This is a genomic window from Plesiomonas sp. ISS29 (genome assembly GCF_056522795.1).
In genome coordinates this window covers 1,163,319-1,180,425 of the sequence record NZ_JAWRZQ010000001.1, presented here as the reverse complement: position 1 = coordinate 1,180,425, position 17,107 = coordinate 1,163,319, and the positions used below count along the sequence as shown (strand labels likewise).

Genomic DNA, 17,107 nt, shown 5'->3' with positions numbered 1-17,107 from the left:
TTGCTCCAAAACATTTCGTTAGGTTTTATTATTTTAAATCAATTTTAAAATCAGATGCTTAGCTTTATATTTTGCACATCTGTGTTCAATGATGCTTTCTGCACGGTATGGCGAAGCGCATTCTCTTGGCGATCGGCCACATGCAAAACATCTTGATTCGCCATTAATTCCGCTAACGTAATGTTGTTTAAAAACCCACTGATCCTATCGCTAAGATCACGCCATAATGTATGCGTCAGGCAGCGAACACCGCCCTGACAGTCACCCTTACCTAAACACTTAGTGGCATCAACCGATTCATCTACCGCTGAGATCACCATGCCTACGGCGATACTATCAGACGATTTACCCAGTAAATAACCTCCGCCAGGCCCACGTACACTGTTGACTAAACCATGTTTCCGCAGCCGAGCAAAAAGCTGTTCGAGGTATGAAAGAGAGATCCCTTGACGCTCGGAGATCTCAGCAAGTGTTACAGGCCCTTGCTCTGAATGCAGTGCCACATCTAACATAGCGGTCACTGCGTAACGTCCTTTTGATGTCAGTCTCATGCGGCACTTCATCCTCTAATAAATGTAGGGATATTGTGCCATTCCCGACTAAAACAGTCAAGTATAAGCCCGACCATTTTACTCAGGATTACTCTCTGATTTACACTTGGTTTTTTGTACTGCTGTTAGCATGCCACGCAAGATGTTTAACTCTGCCGCTTCCGGACGCGCACGGGTATACATGCGGCGCAATTTACTCATCACCGCACTCGGCGTTTCGGTACGAATAAAGTTCACATCTGTCAGCACCTGTTCAAGATGCTGATAAAAGCGCTCAAGATCATCACTCAGCGGATAGGAGCTTGCCTGTTCGGTGTAATCAGTTTCCGAAGCGCGTGTCTGCTCAAGAAAGTTCATGCGAATTTCATAGGCCAGCAGTTGCACCGCCATGGCCAGATTCAGTGAGCTATACTCAGGGTTAGCAGGAATGGTGACATGGTAGTTGCACTTTTGCAGCTCTTCATTGGTCAGCCCAACCCGCTCACGGCCAAATACCAGCGCGACCGGATGGTGACGTGATTCACTAGCAATACGCTGGCCGCACTCACGGGGTTCAATCAGCGGCCACTGTAAAGTGCGTGAACGCGCACTGGTGCCGATAACCAAACCGCAATCACCGATAGCTTCATCGAGTGATGACACAATTTTAGCTTGGCCGATAACATCGCTCGCCCCTGCTGCCAGAGCAATCGCCTGTGAGTCGGGTTCAACTTTTGGGTTAACCAGATACAGGTTGGTCAACCCCATGGTTTTCATTGCTCGCGCAGTAGACCCCATGTTGCCGGTGTGGGAGGTTTCTACCAAGACAATTCGCACATTCTCTAACATGATCGCTCTAACGTGGTTAATCAGACAATGGGTGAGTTGACGGATGTGATAGTGACTACCACCCAAGATCAACACGCTCAAAAAAGGGGATTATATTAGCATATTTCCGACAGGTTGCGCAGTGATTCAGAACCGAAGCGATGATCACCTGTTTAGACCAATAAAAAAACACTCTTTGCTTTTTTACCGGTTAACTTGCTATACTCCGCCACCGTTTTCCTGTTCTTTAACAACATCCACCGGAAGAGACCTATGCATCCGATGCTGAACATTGCCGTGCGTGCTGCGCGCAAGGCTGGTAACGTTATTGCCAAAGCTTATGAACAACCAGATTCTGTTGAGGCAACCCAGAAGGGTGTAAACGACTTTGTCACCAATATCGACAAAGCCGCTGAAAAATCAATCATCAACACCATCCAAAAATCATACCCAAATCACTCTATCATCAGTGAAGAGTGTGGCGAACAGATTGGTGAAGATGCTGACGTACAATGGGTTATCGATCCGCTGGATGGTACAACCAACTTCATCAAACGTATTCCTCATTTCTCAGTCTCTATCGCTGTGCGCATCAAAGGCCGCACCGAAGTGGCTGTGGTATACGATCCTATCCGTAACGAGCTGTTTACCGCAACACGCGGCAGCGGCGCACAACTGAACGGCTACCGTTTGCGTTGTGGCGATGCTAAAGATCTTAACGGCACTATTCTGGCAACAGGCTTCCCATTCAAAGCCAAGCAACACGCAACCCCGTACATGGCGATTTTATCAACACTGTTCACACAGTGTGCTGATTTCCGCCGTACCGGTTCTGCTGCGCTGGATTTGGCCTATGTGGCTGCTGGCCGTGTAGACGGTTTCTTTGAGCTAGGCCTAAAGCCGTGGGATACCGCAGCCGGTGAGCTAATGGTTCGTGAAGCGGGCGGTATTGTGTGTGATTTCGTGGGTGGACATAACCACCTGCACAGCGGTAATACCGTAGCCGGTAATCCACGTGTAGTTCGAGCTATGCTGGCCACTATGCGTGATGATCTAAGCGAAGCGCTGAAGCGTTAAGCGATAACCGACCAAAATCGGTCGGTAAATAGATAAAAAAAACCGCATCGGCCAATGCTGATGCGGTTTTTTATTAGGTGCGATCAGACACTGACCATTAATTACGGCAAACGCTCGAGATCAGCGCCCTCTTTTTCTACCACTGGCGGCAGCATATGCTCACGCTTCACACCCAGTTTCAGTGCCAGCGCAGATGCTACATAGATGGATGAGTAAGTACCGATACCCACACCAATGAGCATTACGGTCGCAAAACCGTGGATCAATGCACCACCAAAAACAAACAGTGATAGCACAACCACCAGCGTAGTGCCGGATGTCATCAGCGTACGGCTAAGGGTTTGTGTCAGTGATAGATTCAGGATCTCTGCCGGTGTACCACGGCGTACTTTACGGAAGTTTTCACGGATCCGGTCAAATACAACGATGGTATCGTTCAGTGAATAACCAACCACGGATAGCAGTGATGCTACAATAGTCAGATCCAGCTCTATCTGGAACAAAGACAATACACCGAGTGTGATGATGATGTCATGTGCCAATGAGAGCACAGCACCCATTGCCAGACGCCATTCAAAACGCACACCGACATACAGCAAGATACTCAGCAGTGATACCAGAATGGCCATGCCACCGGCTTGAGCGAGCTCACCGCCCACATTCGGGCCAACGAACTCGATACGGTGAACCTGTGCTTGTGTATCGACACCGCTCTGTACCGCTGCCAATACACGCTGCCCCAGCTCTTCACCTTTGATGTTATCTTTTGGTGGCATACGCACCATAACATCACGTGAAGTACCAAAGTTTTGTACGATGGCATTATCAAAGCCAGCCTTTTGCAGTTCATCACGAACTAAACTTAAATCCGCAGGCCGTGAGAAGTTGACTTCAATCAGCGTACCGCCGGTGAAATCAAGACCCCAGTTAAAGCCCTTGGTAAAGATAATCCCGAATGAAATCACCATCAGCGCCAGCGAGAATACAAACGCTGCTGGGCCAAGACGCATAAAATCAATGATCTTTGGCTTATTTTCGGGAATGTTACTTTTTTCAGCTACCACGTCGGCACTCCTTAGATTGATAGCTTATCAATGCGCTTGCCACCGTAAAGGAAGTTTACGATAGCGCGGGTACCGATAATGGCGGTAAACATTGATGTCGCAATACCGATGCTGAGGGTGATGGCAAAGCCTTTAACCGGGCCAGTACCCACTGCATACAGGATCAACGCGGTGATTAGCGTAGTGACGTTGGCATCGGCAATACTTGAGAACGCATTGCTGTAACCTTCGTGAATGGCTTGCTGAATAGAACGGCCATTGCGCATCTCTTCACGTATCCGCTCAAAGATCAGTACGTTGGCATCAACGGCCATCCCCACCGTCAAGACAATACCGGCAATACCCGGCATGGTCAGGGTTGCCCCCGGCAACATCGACATGATCCCGATAATCATCACCAGATTCGCCAGCAGTGCGCTGATCGCAATCAGGCCAAATTTACGGTAGTAAATCGCCATGAAGATAACAACGGCAGCCAAGCCCCACATACAGGCATCAAGACCTTGCTGAATGTTTTGTGCACCCAGTGATGGACCGATAGTACGCTCTTCCACTATCTGAATAGGTGCAATCAGAGCACCGGCACGCAGCAGCAAAGAGAGGTTGTGAGCTTCAGCCTGACTGTCGATTCCGGTGATCCGGAAGCTACGGCCTAAACGTGACTGGATAGTCGCAACGTTGATAACTTCATCGTGCTTTTGCAAAATGACTTTACCGTTAGCATCGCGCTTGCCGCTGTCTTTGTATTCACTAAACAGGGTAGCCATCGGTTTGCCGATGTTATCTTTGGTAAAGTTAGCCATCTTAGTGCCACCTTCCCCATCAAGAGAGATGTTCACTTGTGCACGGTTATACTCATCAGCGCTGGCACTTGAATCGGTGATGTGATCACCGGTCAGCACCACTTTTTTATACAGCATTACTGGGCTGCCATCGCGCATCAGTTGAATTTCAGAGTCACCCGGTACACGGCCATTTACAGCTGCCTGCAGATCAGCTTGGTTATTCACCAAACGGAACTCAAGTGTGGCTGTTGCGCCTAAAATCTCTTTGGCACGCGCGGTATCTTGGATCCCCGGCAATTCAACAACGATACGGTTAGCACCCTGACGCTGTACAATCGGTTCGGCTACGCCAAGCTCGTTTACGCGGTTACGCAAAATAGTAATATTTTGCTGTACTGCGTATTCACGGGCCTCTTTAAGGCGAGCTTCGCTGAGTTTCGCGGTAAAGGCGTGTTGACCATCAAGGCTGGTAAATACCAGATCACGGTGCAGTGGTTCAAGGTAAGCTAAGGCGGCTTTTAAGTCTGCTGCATCACGAAAACGTACTTCAACGGCACCCGAGTCCACTTTACGGACAGCGCTGTAACGAATACGCTGCTCACGCAGTTCTGAACGGAAGCTGTCTGCCGTTTGCTCTTGCAGTTTGCCCAACGCGGCATCCATATCCACTTCCATCAGGAAGTGTACGCCACCACGCAGATCAAGACCGAGTTTCATCGGGTTAGCCCCGATGCTTTCCAACCAACGCGGGGTTGCGGCAGCAAGGTTAAGTGCTACGGTATATTTATCACCCAGTGTTTCGGCAACAATATCACGCGCAGTCAACTGCTCATCGGTATCTTTAAAGCGCACTAAAATAGTGCCATCTTCCAGTGCAATCGCTTTTACCGGAAGATTTTTACTCGCCAGAAGTTCTTTGACTTTATCCAGCGTTTGTACATCGGTAGATGCACCTCGAACACCCGAAATCTGAATTGCCGGGTCTTCGCCATAGATGTTTGGAAGTGCGTACAACGCACCAATGGTGACCACGAAGGCCACCATCAGATACTTCCATAAAGGATAACGGTTTAACACGACGATCCCCTTAGGGAAGTATTTAAATTACAGAGACTTCATCGTGCCTTTTGGCAGAACGGCAGTCACAAAATCTTTCTTAATGGTAACTTCTGTTGTGTCATTCAGCGCAATCGCCAGATAACCGGTTTCAGCATTCACCTTAGCAACACGACCAATCAGACCACCGTTGGTCAATACTTCATCGCCTTTGCTGATGGAGTCCATCAGGTTTTTATGCTCTTTAGTACGCTTAGCTTGCGGGCGGTAAATCATGAAATAGAAAATCAGACCAAAAATAACCAGCATGAAAATCAGTTGCAGGCTACTTCCTTGTGCCGGAGCTCCGGCGGCCGCATGAGCCTTAGAAATTAACAAATCCATCGGTGAATATTCCTCATCTATATTATTGGCGATTTAAATTACACAAATCTCAACGTTATTACTGATTCAGTGGTGGTACCGGTTTTCCAATACGGGTGTAGAACGCTGTCACAAATTCGGCAAACTTACCCTCTTCAATCGATTGGCGGATACCGGCCATCAAACGCTGGTAGTAACGCAGGTTATGAATGGTGTTCAAACGGGCACCCAGAATTTCGTTACAACGGTCTAAATGGTACAAGTAGGCGCGTGTATAATTGCGGCATGTGTAGCAATCACACTCAGCATCTAGCGGCGCTAAGTCATCACGATACTTGGCATTACGAATTTTTACCACGCCATCGGTAACAAACAAGTGGCCATTACGCGCATTTCGGGTCGGCATCACACAGTCGAACATATCGATACCACGACGCACGCCTTCGACTAGGTCTTCTGGCTTACCCACGCCCATCAGGTAACGTGGTTTGTCTTGTGGCAGTTGCGGACAGGTGTGCTCCAAAATACGGTGCATGTCTTCTTTCGGCTCGCCGACGGCTAATCCGCCAACAGCATAGCCGTCAAAACCGATATCAGTGAGGCCTTTTACCGAGATATCGCGCAGATCTTCATATACGCTACCCTGTACGATACCAAACAGGGCATTTTTGTTCCCTAATTGGTCAAAATGCACACGGCAACGATCAGCCCAACGCAGTGACATCTCCATTGAGCGCTTTGCATAATCCCAGTCTGCCGGATAAGGAGTGCATTCGTCAAAGATCATGACGATGTCAGAACCCAGATCGTACTGAATTTCCATGGATTTTTCAGGGCTTAGAAAGATTTTGTCACCATTAACCGGGCTACGAAAATGTACGCCCTCTTCGGTGATCTTACGGATATCGCCTAAACTGAAAACCTGAAAACCACCGGAATCGGTCAGAATCGGGCCTGGCCATTTCATAAAGTCGTGCAGATCACCATGTTTACGCATGATGTCTTGCCCCGGACGTAACCACAGGTGAAAGGTATTACCGAGCAGAATTTGTGCGCCAGTTTGCTGCACTTCTTCTGGGGTCATCCCTTTTACGGTGCCGTAAGTACCGACCGGCATAAATGCGGGGGTCTCGACTACGCCACGGTCAAAAATAAGGCGTCCACGACGCGCGTTTCCTTCGGTGCCAATCAGTTCGTACTTCACTTATCCTCCCAACATCAGAGAAACAGTCTGATGTTTTATTGCTAACGCTACTCCACCACAGTGTGGAGCGGTAATTATACCGATAATCTGCACTTAACACGTCAGTTATTGTACTAACCGACTCTTTGTTAAGGTTTGAGTTTGCTTTTTACGCTTGGCGCGTGATGAACATCGCATCACCGTAGCTGAAAAAACGGTATTTATGCTCAACCGCCTGCTGATAAGCGTGCATGGTATGCTCGTATCCTGCGAAGGCGGAGACCAGCATGATTAAGGTTGATTCTGGCAGATGGAAGTTGGTAATCAGCGCATCTACCACTTTAAATTGAATACCCGGATAGATAAAAATATCGGTATCACGTTGGAATGGTGCGATAAGAGCCTCATCACCTGCCGCTTTCGCCGCACTTTCCAGTGAACGTACTGAGGTTGTGCCTACGGCGATGACGCGATTTCCACGCGCTTTACAAGCCAGTACGGCATCAACAACCTCTTGTGATACGTCAGCATACTCTGAGTGCATATGATGCTCTTCGAGAGTATCTACCCGAACTGGCTGGAAAGTGCCTGCGCCTACATGCAGAGTAACAAATGCCAGCTCAACGCCTTTGGCTTTGAGTTTTTCGAGCATGGCATCATCAAAATGCAGCCCCGCAGTGGGTGCGGCAACAGCGCCCGGGGTGGTGTTGTAAACGGTTTGATAACGCTCTTTATCACTCTCTTCATCTGGGCGATCAATATAAGGTGGCAGTGGCATGTGGCCGATTGCCTCTAAGATATCAAATACGCTGCGCGGATCATCAAAGCGGATTTCAAACAGGGCATCGTGCCGAGCCAACATAGTCGCACGAACGCTTTCGTCATCCCCCAACAGTAGCTCTGTGTTGGGTTTGGGGGATTTAGATGAGCGAACATGGGCCAGAATGCGCTGATCATCGAGCACACGCTCAACCAAAACTTCTATTTTGCCGCCAGAGGTTTTACGACCAAACATGCGCGCGGGGATCACGCGGGTGTTATTGAACACCACCAGATCACCGGCCTGAATGTTATCAAGCACATCAGAAAATGAGCCGTGAGTGAGCGCCCCGGTTGAGCCATTAAGCGACAACAGGCGGCTTGCCGTGCGTTCAGGTTGCGGATAACGCGCAATCAGCTCTTCAGGCAGGGAAAACGAAAAATCAGCTACACGCATAACCAATACCGGTAAATAAACAGGCGGGTAGTCTAGAGCCGCCTGCAGCTGCCTTCAAGTTGTTCTCAGGGTTTTCTTGTGTTATCAGCCGTGATATCTGTGGAATATTTTTCGGTTTGAGCGGTGACAAGTAAAGCTGTTTACTGGTAAGTGATGACAAAGGTAGCCATTGCATTGGCACTTCCTGCCGTAACCGGTGAGCCTATTTGCCGATAGTTTGCTTCAATCGGTAACGTATATAACCCACCATCAGTACTAAGCCCTAAAGCTCGGGCTATATTTAACTGTAATGGAGTATCCCAATAGATAAGTTCTACGCCAATATTTTTAGCACTCCCTTCTAAATCAGTAAGCGCTAGCACATGGTTTCTGCCACCTTCAGCAATCACGCCGGAAACCGTAATGCTTGCTCTTACACCAGGATCACAATCTAGCTGAATTGGTACAGGTACTCGTGGGCTTTTTGAGCCAACACCGGTAAAATCACTTTTATTAAAATCGCCCAAAAAAACATTTATATCAGGTTGAATCACATTACACCCTGGTGCTGTTTCTACTCGTGTCCCTTGGATATAATTATTAAAAAAAGACATTGCATTTGATGTGTCATTTTTTGCGTAATCATAATAGAAAACAAAATTATCTACTGCACCTGATTTAACATCACCGACTTTAACGTATTCATAGGTATCTTTGATAGTGATACGGGTAGGTTGTGTTGAGTCAACCGCATGCCAAAAGTAGTGGGAATTAAACGGCTGCTCTGACCACACTATTGTTTTACCATAAATTCCACTACTGGTACTGGTAATACGTACGCCCAATCCCTCAAGAGAGAGTTTTCGCACATCAGGTATTGAAGTGGGCTCACTGGGGCGATTCTCTCTAGCATCAGTGGATATCAACCAAGGAGATCCATCAGGATCTGCACCAGATGAGTCACAATTGATGGTTCTAGTAATCGTCAATGTTTCTATTACAGTGCCATTAGGTGTTCCCGTTTGAATAACTAACGGATTTTTAGGCCATAATGATTCTCCCCATACAGCAGTGCATCCCGCATATACAGACGTAGGGAAAAAAAACAATACAGTTAATCCATAAAGGAAATATTTATGCCATTTCCTGCTCAAGAATATTTCCCTAGAGAGTTCTGCGTTATTTTCGTACATAATACACCTTAAAAATCAATGACACTGCGCGTGAAAATCAAACACCTCAGCATTTTTCAGAGTATTTTTCGGCAATGTAAAATCAGTATGACATTGCTGATCACCCCTATCGCCCCATATAATATGAAGATGGCCTTGTTCAGCTACGCCACTTAAATATACCGCACCTTCATCACCCACAATGCCAGTAGTTAAGATTGATTCACTCTCTTTATTTCTTAGCGAAACCATTGCACCAAAAGGAACATAGTGATTACCGTGTTTTAATCTCATCAACACACGAGCACCGATATTAGTATTAAACCTTGCTAATACAACAGCGCCGCGTGTAGGAACTACAGTTTGCACTGATTGTTCAATATCAACATGGTGAGACAATGTTGTTGTATCAAGAGCAACCCTATTTTTTCGGTATGCACTACCATAAGGAATAATTGCACTACCATATTTATCTGTTGCAATACCAGAACTACTTTTTATTTTTATATTTTCCGCACCTGGCGCATGAAGTAATACAACAGTTTCATTTAGTGGTTGTGAAAGTGTAATCCCATATGAATGAGCGATGATCCCGCCTTGTACGCCATAGTTAACTTGCTTATACATATCAGTATAACTATAAGATATATTTGCATTAGCACTTGATGCATTATAACTTACAGATACTCCTCCACCATCCTCACTACGTATATTATTTGTTGTATGGTTTTTTCTTAAACTATAATTAAGGCTATTATCTTCAAGCGCTGAACCACTAATACCAACTTGGTACAAGGTTTCACCATTACTTCCGGTGTTATATATAGCATTAGCTCTTGAATTTGATGTTAAAATAGAAAAAGGCATAGAAACATTAAATGATAATGCATTATCTCGACGATAGTTATCGTACGCAGAACGGTTAAAATTATAGGCAATATTGTAATTTACATTGCCAAAATTACCATTATAACTTAGATTTAATGTACGATCGACATCATCTGTTTTCCAATAATTCTGCTCATACATTGAAAAAGACAAACTACCATAGCCATTAAGTGACTGATTGATCACTGCCTGAAACCGATTTTGCTTTCTGTTTTGTGTATTCCATTTAATTTCATCGGAAGATTTTACATCATGCGCTTCGCGAAAGTCATAAAACTCTTCGGTAGTATACCTATAGCTTGCCAGAGAGAAATATGTGCCCGTTCCGGTAAATGTTTTGCCATATTGAATACGATAAGACATTCCCACGGATGTAGGTTCTTTTTCTGTGCGCTGATTTTTGGCCGCTGTTGCATCAACAGATACAGTCCCCCAATGTCCAAATCCATGGCCTAGCCCAAAACTTAATGCTGTATAGGTTTTTGATAATTGTACACCACCGTAAATGGTAGAATCATACGGTAAACCATAACGCAAGGTCGCTTGAGTAAAAACAGGAGAATTGGCAATATTTGAGGTATGGCTATAGCGTCCAGTAGTTATACTATATTTCATTTGCCCTTCTCTTTGCATTATCGGCAAAGAGGAAAAAGGTTGAATGAAGTTTTGTGAACTACCATCTGCTTCTTTCACTGTGATATCAAGTTCACCAGCACTCGATAGAGGATACAAATCGGTAATTTCAAATGCACCAGGAGACACGTAACTTTGATAAATAATATTACCTTGCTGACTAATTGTTACTTGTGCATTCGTGCGGGCAATACCACGAACTATAGGAGCAAACCCGCGTAAACTATCAGGTAGCATAGAATCATCTGTTGCTAACTGTATACCTCGAAATGAGATACTGTCAAAAATAGCACTATCAGTATAGCTATCACCAAATGTAAGTTGAGAATGCAAAGAGTGAATATCTCGCTGAAGATAGGTACTGATGACATCCCAATTATTTTCAGTTGACTCAGAACTATAAATAACATGATTGCGTAATCGCCACGGCCCCAAATTAGCGCCTATATTTAGATTTAAAAATTGACTGTTTGTTTTTTCGCTCCCACCAAAATCATCACTGAATTCACTTCTATCTCCAGTAAGATTATAATTAACCAAAATAGCAGGTATACCATCATCCCACTGTTCCGGATTTACATAGTCTCGTGGATTAGAACGCAACAATGCTTGTGGTATACTCAATAGAAGTTGCTGTCGATTAAAGTCAAATTGAGCCTTTGCATTAGGAATATAGCGGGCAATAGATTGAATTTCCGTATCATCATCCATGCCATTAAACTGCGCTATTTCATCAGTTTTGACTCCTAGATTGCGAAGTTGCGTCAATGTTAAAACAGGTGATAACTGGCCATCTATATCAGAGAATGTAACTTCTCTTTTATCAACCAATGATCCATTAAGGAAAAGCTCAACCATATATTTCCCAGGTGGTTGCCCGCCAGAGTTTAAAATCTTTACGAGATCAGCACTATTTTTCGAAGAGTGATGAACTTCAAGTGCATCAAGATTAAAGTACTCATCTGAATGTACAATATTCAAAAGAAAAAGATGAGTCATCGAGATAAAAACTACTGCCCACAGAAACACAGTTGATAATTTATCTTTAATTGCTTTATTCATACTCAATTATATGCTTCAAAGTTTAATGCTGGACTCTTTTGTTACTGTGCCAAAATCATTAATCGCCGACCAGCGTACTAATACAGTGCCTATATTATATGGAAGCTCGATACTTTCACTATCAAAAGGCGCAATCATGACTGAGTCTTTTACTTCATAACTGCCTACCTTTAAACTAAAAATAGAAATGTAATATGGTGTTGGGTTATATAACCCTAACGCCTTACCATTTTTATTTAATTTTAACTTTTGATAAGCCGTTAATGGATCACCCAACAATTTGTCTGGACGATAAAATAGTTTCAATCGTGACTTGACAGATATATGCAATTGATTTGAATTTTTTTTCTCACTTGCTGCAATCGACTTTATATTAATCCAAAACAAAGACTCCCTATCTTTAGGTAAATCTGAAGCAGATTTAACATGCATAATCCGTAAAATATTCTCTTTTTCGCCTTCTAATCTGAACAGAGGTGGAGTGATAACAAAAGGAGCTTTATGTGTAACATTTCCAATATCATAATCAATCCAAGACTGAATAAGATAGGGTTTTGATTTATCTTTATTAACAACAGACAGTGATGATTCCTTACTTTGAGCATGATAAACAAGACGTGTATTACCAATAACAATCCCAGCATTAACTACCGGCGTCGCCATAAGTAACAAACAAATATATATCAACGTATTATACAGCCGCCATGTAAGATGCATGTTTACTTCCTACGCGCTCTAGGCAAAATAAAAATAAGAGTAAGAAGGCCAATATCCATTACGTAATTGTAGTACAGAATGAATAGTCAGTGATGAGTAATAATTAACACTCACCACCAAATAAAAAGAAACGATCAGTTATAAACCAACGTAAAATTAGTTACTGCATTTGCACTTCCTGCAGTAACATCTGCTGATGTAGAGCGATACTTTGCCACAAAGTCTAATTGTGCCGCATTATTCACAATGTTTTGTTTTACAGAGTCTGAGTTTAATGGGATGAAGGTATCATTTACTTCATAAAGAGCAACACCCACACCAGTAGCAGGTGTACTTCCTGTACTTAGAGCTAGAATATTCGCATCTTCAGAGTGGGGAGTACCCGCAAAACGTACCGCTACCATACTCATAGATTCAGGACAATTGACTAAACCAATGCTAAATCGCTTCGCTGCAGAAACTTTACCGACAGAGCCATCTAGATCTGATCTAGCTACATCTCCTAAGTTAACTATTTGATTTTCATCTCCTGGAGTAACCTCGCATGTTTGCTCAATGATGTTTCCTGTGAAATTAATTGTACCGGAGGCATTAACCACATTAGAGAATAAAGCACTAAAAAGCAGTGTAGAAAAAATAACTTTACGTTTCATCTTAAACCCATCACTTAATATTTTTAATGAAATCAATAGTCATGCAAAGGAAAAACCCTTAACTGTAAAATTAAAATAACCAATAAAAATGTTATTTTATTAAACTTAACTCATCGTCATCTAAAAAATGAAAATCTAACATAAATGCCTATGAGGTTTAGCGGATTATATATACAAATGAAAAGTAAGATACATATACTTACATTTAGTAATAAAAATTCACATGTTTATTGTCATTATTTTAGTAAAAAAAAAAGAGATGAGTATCGTTACCAATACTCATCTCTTTGTTTATTATAATTAATATATCAGTATTAATTACATCTCAGATTAAACAACTCACTGTTATATTAAAACTGTTCTTCTTCTGTTGACCCTGTTAATGCCGTTACCGATGATACTCCGCCCTGAATTACATTGGTGACTTTATCAAAATAACCGGTGCCGACCTCTTGCTGATGCGCAACAAAGGTATAACCTTTCTCTGCGGCAGCAAATTCAGGTTGCTGCACTTTTTCAACGTAATGTTTCATTCCCTCACCCTGTGCATAAGAGTGAGCCAATTCAAACATGTTGAACCACATGCTATGAATACCGGCTAAGGTAATAAATTGGTATTTATAGCCCATGTCTGATAACGCCTGCTGAAAACGGGCAATTGTCGCGTCATCAAGATTTTTCTTCCAGTTAAAGGAAGGAGAACAGTTATAAGCGAGCAATTTTCCTGGGAATTTGGCATGAACCGCTTCTGCAAATTGGCGCGCTTGATCAAGATCCGGTTTGGATGTTTCACACCACACCATATCAGCATACGGGCAGTAAGCCAGTGCACGGCTGATAGCCTGATCAATACCTGCACGCGTGCGATAAAAGCCTTCACTGGTGCGCTCGCCTGTCACAAAATCAGCATCGTACGGATCACAATCTGATGTCAGTAAATCGGCGGCATCAGCGTCAGTACGTGCAACCAATACGGTAGGCACACCACACGTATCTGCCGCTAAACGAGCAGCTACCAGCTTTTGTATTGCTTCTTGCGTTGGCACCAGCACTTTTCCACCCATGTGCCCGCATTTTTTGACCGACGCTAACTGGTCTTCAAAATGCACTGCACCTGCACCGGCTTCAATCATCGATTTCATCAGTTCAAAAGCGTTAAGCACCCCACCAAATCCGGCCTCTGCATCGGCAACGACTGGCAGAAAATAATCAATAAAGCCTTCATCTTGTGGACCGATACCGTTGGCCCACTGAATTTGATCCGCTCGCAAAAAAGCGTTGTTAATTTTTTCCACCACGGCTGGTACTGAGTTGGCCGGATAGAGTGATTGATCAGGATACATAGACGATGCCAAGTTAGCATCGGCCGCCACCTGCCAACCCGACAGATAGACCGCTTCGATACCTGCTTTTGCCTGCTGTACCGCTTGGCCGCCGGTCAGTGCGCCAAGGCTGTTTACATAGCCTTTTTTAGCTTCACCGTTAATCAGACGCCACAGTTTTTCTGCACCGCGCTGTGCCAGTGAGTGCTCAGGTACAAAAGATCCACGCAGACGCACAACTTCAGCCGCAGTATAAGGACGACGCACTCCCTGCCAGCGAGGATTCTCTTTCCACTCTTTTTCTAACGCTGCAATTTGTTGTTCACGTGTCATGGTCATCGTAAAACTCCCTCTTCTTTCGTCTTTATCGGAACAGTCATCATTGAGTGTTGCCGGCACAACCTTCTGCTATGCCGATTTCAATTTAGGTGCGTCATATATGTATGGATCACGTATGTATGGATCACATAGATATAAAACACATATACGGATCATGTGCAAAACGGCGACTCTCCGGTCTGCGCTTTGCCACAAACCCAGGTTTAATCAAGGTAACGGTAGCCCGACAGGGTCAGAAAATTGACCAGATCATCAGAGACCGTAATCTGCTCCATTAATCCGGCAGCTTCGCTAAAACGTCCATCGTCATACACGTTCGCACCCAGCTCATCGCGCAATGTAGCCAACTCTTCACGTAGCATTTCACTAAACAATGCATTAGTGACCAACTTGCCGTTATTCAGCCGTTTTTGGTGGCGGATCCACTGCCAGATAGACGTACGGGAAATTTCGGCGGTAGCCGCATCTTCCATCAGGCCATAAATCGGCACACAACCGTTGCCCGAGATCCACGCTTCAATGTACTGCACGGCCACGCGAATGTTAGCGCGCATGCCCTCTTCGGTACGCTCGCCTTCACATGGCGTCAGCAGTGTTTCGGCAGTAATCGGTTCATCGTGCTCACGGCGCACATCGAGTTGATTAGGCTTGCCATCGAGTACGCGATCAAATACTGCCATGGCAACATCCGCCAGACCTGGGTGGGCAACCCATGTACCGTCGTGGCCGTTACTCGCCTCCAGCTCTTTATCCGCACGCACTTTATTGAGCACCCACTCATTACGCGCCGGATCTTTGCTGGGAATAAATGCCGCCATTCCCCCCATGGCAAACGCGCCACGGCGGTGACATGTCCGTACCAGCAGGCGTGAGTATGCGCTTAAAAAAGGCTGATTCATGGTGACAACTTGACGATCTGGCAGCACTCTTTCTGGATGATTTTTCAGTGTTTTGATATAGCTGAAAATGTAATCCCAGCGGCCACAATTTAGCCCGACAATATGATCTTTAAGGTGATATAAGATCTCATCCATCTGGAACACGGCAGGCAGTGTCTCTATTAATACCGTGGCTTTAATCGTGCCGAGCGGTAGCCCGTAACGCGCTTCAGTAAAGCTAAAAACCTCACTCCACCATGCCGCTTCTTTATAAGACTGCATTTTAGGAAGATAGAAATAAGGGCCGCTGCCTTTTGCCAGCAACCGCTGATAGTTGTGGTGAAAATACAGAGCAAAATCAAACAAGTTGCCGGGGATAGGTGCGCGCTGATACTGGATATGTTTCTCTTGCAGATGAAAACCACGCACACGGCAAATCAATACTGCATGTTTGGCATTCAGACGATAATTTTTACCGTTCTCACCGCGGTGTTCAATAGTACCGTCAACGGCATCACGCAGGTTAAGTTGCCCCTGCATCACCTTTTCCCATGACGGTGCTAACGAATCCTCAAAATCAGCCATGAACACCTTTACGTTGGCATTTAAGGCATTAATGATCATTTTGCGCTCTACTGGGCCGGTAATCTCAACGCGTCTATCTTGCAGGTCGGCCGGTACACCGCGAATTTGCCATTCGCTTTCTCGAATGTTTTGCGTATTTGGCAGGAAATCAGGCAAACCACCTGCATCAATATCGGCCTGCCGAACTTCGCGCTCAGCCAGTAACTGGGTAACTTGTGGTGTAAATCGGGTCACTAACTGCGCCAAAAATTCAACGGCATCAGGGGTTAAAATCGACGCATACTCACGCGTCAGGTGTTCACTGCACGTGAGTATCGGGTGCGTTAAGGTATCTGAATATCCGTTCATTCCCTGCTCCTTAATCATAGTAACGCTCTATTTTTTAAGATCTGATGAGTGTCATTCTCTGCCTTCAACATGACTAATTGATAACAAAAAATCAACATGGCGTTTTAAGCTGTTGTTTGAAAAGTACTGAAAAAAGGTTTCAGCATAAGTTCCTGAAATAACTGAAAATGCTAAATAACTCATGAAAACCCTGCCGATAACTGAACAAGTAAACAGTGCTATTCAGGCTTCTCATCCCTGAAAAAATGAAAGGCTTTCAGTAAATTAATTACAAAAACAGTGCCTCAGTACCTACAAACAAGATGCACAGGGCCAAGAGTCATACAAAAAGAGTTAGCGATATGAAAGGAAAAAGCCAATAAAACGAGGGGTTATAGAGAAACAATAGCAACAAGGTAAACGCTAATAGGTTCAGGGTATAAAAAAGGG

The 17,107-nt window shown here is 44.6% G+C and carries 14 protein-coding genes; 1 reads left to right on the top strand and 13 read right to left on the bottom strand.

Annotation, left to right across the window (positions count from 1 at the left end; translation table 11 throughout):
- Positions 1–50: 50 nt before the first annotated feature.
- On the bottom strand, positions 51–551 hold the full coding sequence (gene iscR / locus AC1HDJ_RS05265) for a Fe-S cluster assembly transcriptional regulator IscR (RefSeq protein WP_479533950.1): 501 nt from the start codon (positions 549–551) through the stop codon (positions 51–53).
- 78 nt (positions 552–629) lie between these two features.
- Positions 630–1,379, bottom strand: a complete 750-nt coding sequence (trmJ, locus tag AC1HDJ_RS05260) for a tRNA (cytosine(32)/uridine(32)-2'-O)-methyltransferase TrmJ (protein ID WP_479533948.1) — start codon at positions 1,377–1,379, stop codon at positions 630–632.
- A 252-nt stretch (positions 1,380–1,631) separates the two neighbouring features.
- On the opposite strand from trmJ, the gene suhB reads away from it, so the two are divergent.
- The gene (gene suhB, locus AC1HDJ_RS05255) at positions 1,632–2,435 is read left to right on the top strand and encodes an inositol-1-monophosphatase (RefSeq protein ID WP_479533945.1); all 804 of its coding nucleotides are present in this window, start codon (positions 1,632–1,634) and stop codon (positions 2,433–2,435) included.
- 101 nt (positions 2,436–2,536) lie between these two features.
- Here suhB and secF read toward each other — a convergent pair whose 3' ends face one another.
- The 11 genes from secF to aceB all read right to left on the bottom strand — a co-directional run bounded on the left by secF (position 2,537) and on the right by aceB (position 16,678).
- Entirely contained in the window at positions 2,537–3,445 is a 909-nt protein-coding gene (gene secF / locus AC1HDJ_RS05250) for a protein translocase subunit SecF (protein WP_438623664.1), read from the bottom strand.
- A gap of 65 nt (positions 3,446–3,510) precedes the next feature.
- A complete protein-coding gene (gene secD / locus AC1HDJ_RS05245) occupies positions 3,511–5,361 on the bottom strand; it encodes a protein translocase subunit SecD (RefSeq protein ID WP_479533943.1) in 1,851 nt (616 codons plus the stop codon).
- A 27-nt stretch (positions 5,362–5,388) separates the two neighbouring features.
- Positions 5,389–5,724, bottom strand: a complete 336-nt coding sequence (yajC, locus tag AC1HDJ_RS05240) for a preprotein translocase subunit YajC (RefSeq protein WP_479533941.1) — start codon at positions 5,722–5,724, stop codon at positions 5,389–5,391.
- Positions 5,725–5,782: 58 nt separating this feature from the next.
- A complete protein-coding gene (gene tgt / locus AC1HDJ_RS05235; protein WP_479533939.1) occupies positions 5,783–6,907 on the bottom strand; it encodes a tRNA guanosine(34) transglycosylase Tgt in 1,125 nt (374 codons plus the stop codon).
- A gap of 148 nt (positions 6,908–7,055) precedes the next feature.
- On the bottom strand, positions 7,056–8,102 hold the full coding sequence (queA, locus tag AC1HDJ_RS05230; protein WP_479533937.1) for a tRNA preQ1(34) S-adenosylmethionine ribosyltransferase-isomerase QueA: 1,047 nt from the start codon (positions 8,100–8,102) through the stop codon (positions 7,056–7,058).
- A gap of 140 nt (positions 8,103–8,242) precedes the next feature.
- Positions 8,243–9,274, bottom strand: coding sequence for a fimbrial protein (locus AC1HDJ_RS05225; protein ID WP_479533935.1), 1,032 nt, complete (start codon positions 9,272–9,274; stop codon positions 8,243–8,245).
- A gap of 15 nt (positions 9,275–9,289) precedes the next feature.
- Positions 9,290–11,836, bottom strand: a complete 2,547-nt coding sequence (locus AC1HDJ_RS05220; RefSeq protein WP_479533933.1) for a fimbria/pilus outer membrane usher protein — start codon at positions 11,834–11,836, stop codon at positions 9,290–9,292.
- 15 nt (positions 11,837–11,851) lie between these two features.
- Positions 11,852–12,553 carry a fimbrial biogenesis chaperone gene (locus tag AC1HDJ_RS05215; protein WP_479533931.1) on the bottom strand — a complete coding sequence of 234 codons (702 nt, stop codon included), beginning with the start codon at positions 12,551–12,553 and terminating at the stop codon, positions 11,852–11,854.
- A gap of 134 nt (positions 12,554–12,687) precedes the next feature.
- Positions 12,688–13,206, bottom strand: a complete 519-nt coding sequence (locus tag AC1HDJ_RS05210; protein ID WP_479533929.1) for a fimbrial protein — start codon at positions 13,204–13,206, stop codon at positions 12,688–12,690.
- A gap of 350 nt (positions 13,207–13,556) precedes the next feature.
- Complete coding sequence (gene aceA, locus AC1HDJ_RS05205; RefSeq protein WP_479533927.1) at positions 13,557–14,867, bottom strand: isocitrate lyase; 1,311 nt, start codon at positions 14,865–14,867, stop codon at positions 13,557–13,559.
- 203 nt (positions 14,868–15,070) lie between these two features.
- Complete coding sequence (gene aceB, locus AC1HDJ_RS05200; RefSeq protein WP_479533925.1) at positions 15,071–16,678, bottom strand: malate synthase A; 1,608 nt, start codon at positions 16,676–16,678, stop codon at positions 15,071–15,073.
- Between the last annotated feature and the right edge of the window lie 429 nt (positions 16,679–17,107).

Coding starts and splice junctions, on each gene's coding strand:
- iscR (WP_479533950.1), bottom strand. CDS start 551: ATGAGACTGACATCAAAAGGACGTTACGCAGTGACCGCTATGTTAGAT.
- trmJ (WP_479533948.1), bottom strand. CDS start 1,379: ATGTTAGAGAATGTGCGAATTGTCTTGGTAGAAACCTCCCACACCGGC.
- suhB (WP_479533945.1), top strand. CDS start 1,632: ATGCATCCGATGCTGAACATTGCCGTGCGTGCTGCGCGCAAGGCTGGT.
- secF (WP_438623664.1), bottom strand. CDS start 3,445: ATGCGTCTTGGCCCAGCAGCGTTTGTATTCTCGCTGGCGCTGATGGTG.
- yajC (WP_479533941.1), bottom strand. CDS start 5,724: ATGGATTTGTTAATTTCTAAGGCTCATGCGGCCGCCGGAGCTCCGGCA.
- queA (WP_479533937.1), bottom strand. CDS start 8,102: ATGCGTGTAGCTGATTTTTCGTTTTCCCTGCCTGAAGAGCTGATTGCG.
- AC1HDJ_RS05225 (WP_479533935.1), bottom strand. CDS start 9,274: ATGTACGAAAATAACGCAGAACTCTCTAGGGAAATATTCTTGAGCAGG.
- AC1HDJ_RS05220 (WP_479533933.1), bottom strand. CDS start 11,836: ATGAATAAAGCAATTAAAGATAAATTATCAACTGTGTTTCTGTGGGCA.
- AC1HDJ_RS05215 (WP_479533931.1), bottom strand. CDS start 12,553: ATGCATCTTACATGGCGGCTGTATAATACGTTGATATATATTTGTTTG.
- AC1HDJ_RS05210 (WP_479533929.1), bottom strand. CDS start 13,206: ATGAAACGTAAAGTTATTTTTTCTACACTGCTTTTTAGTGCTTTATTC.
- aceA (WP_479533927.1), bottom strand. CDS start 14,867: ATGACCATGACACGTGAACAACAAATTGCAGCGTTAGAAAAAGAGTGG.
- aceB (WP_479533925.1), bottom strand. CDS start 16,678: ATGAACGGATATTCAGATACCTTAACGCACCCGATACTCACGTGCAGT.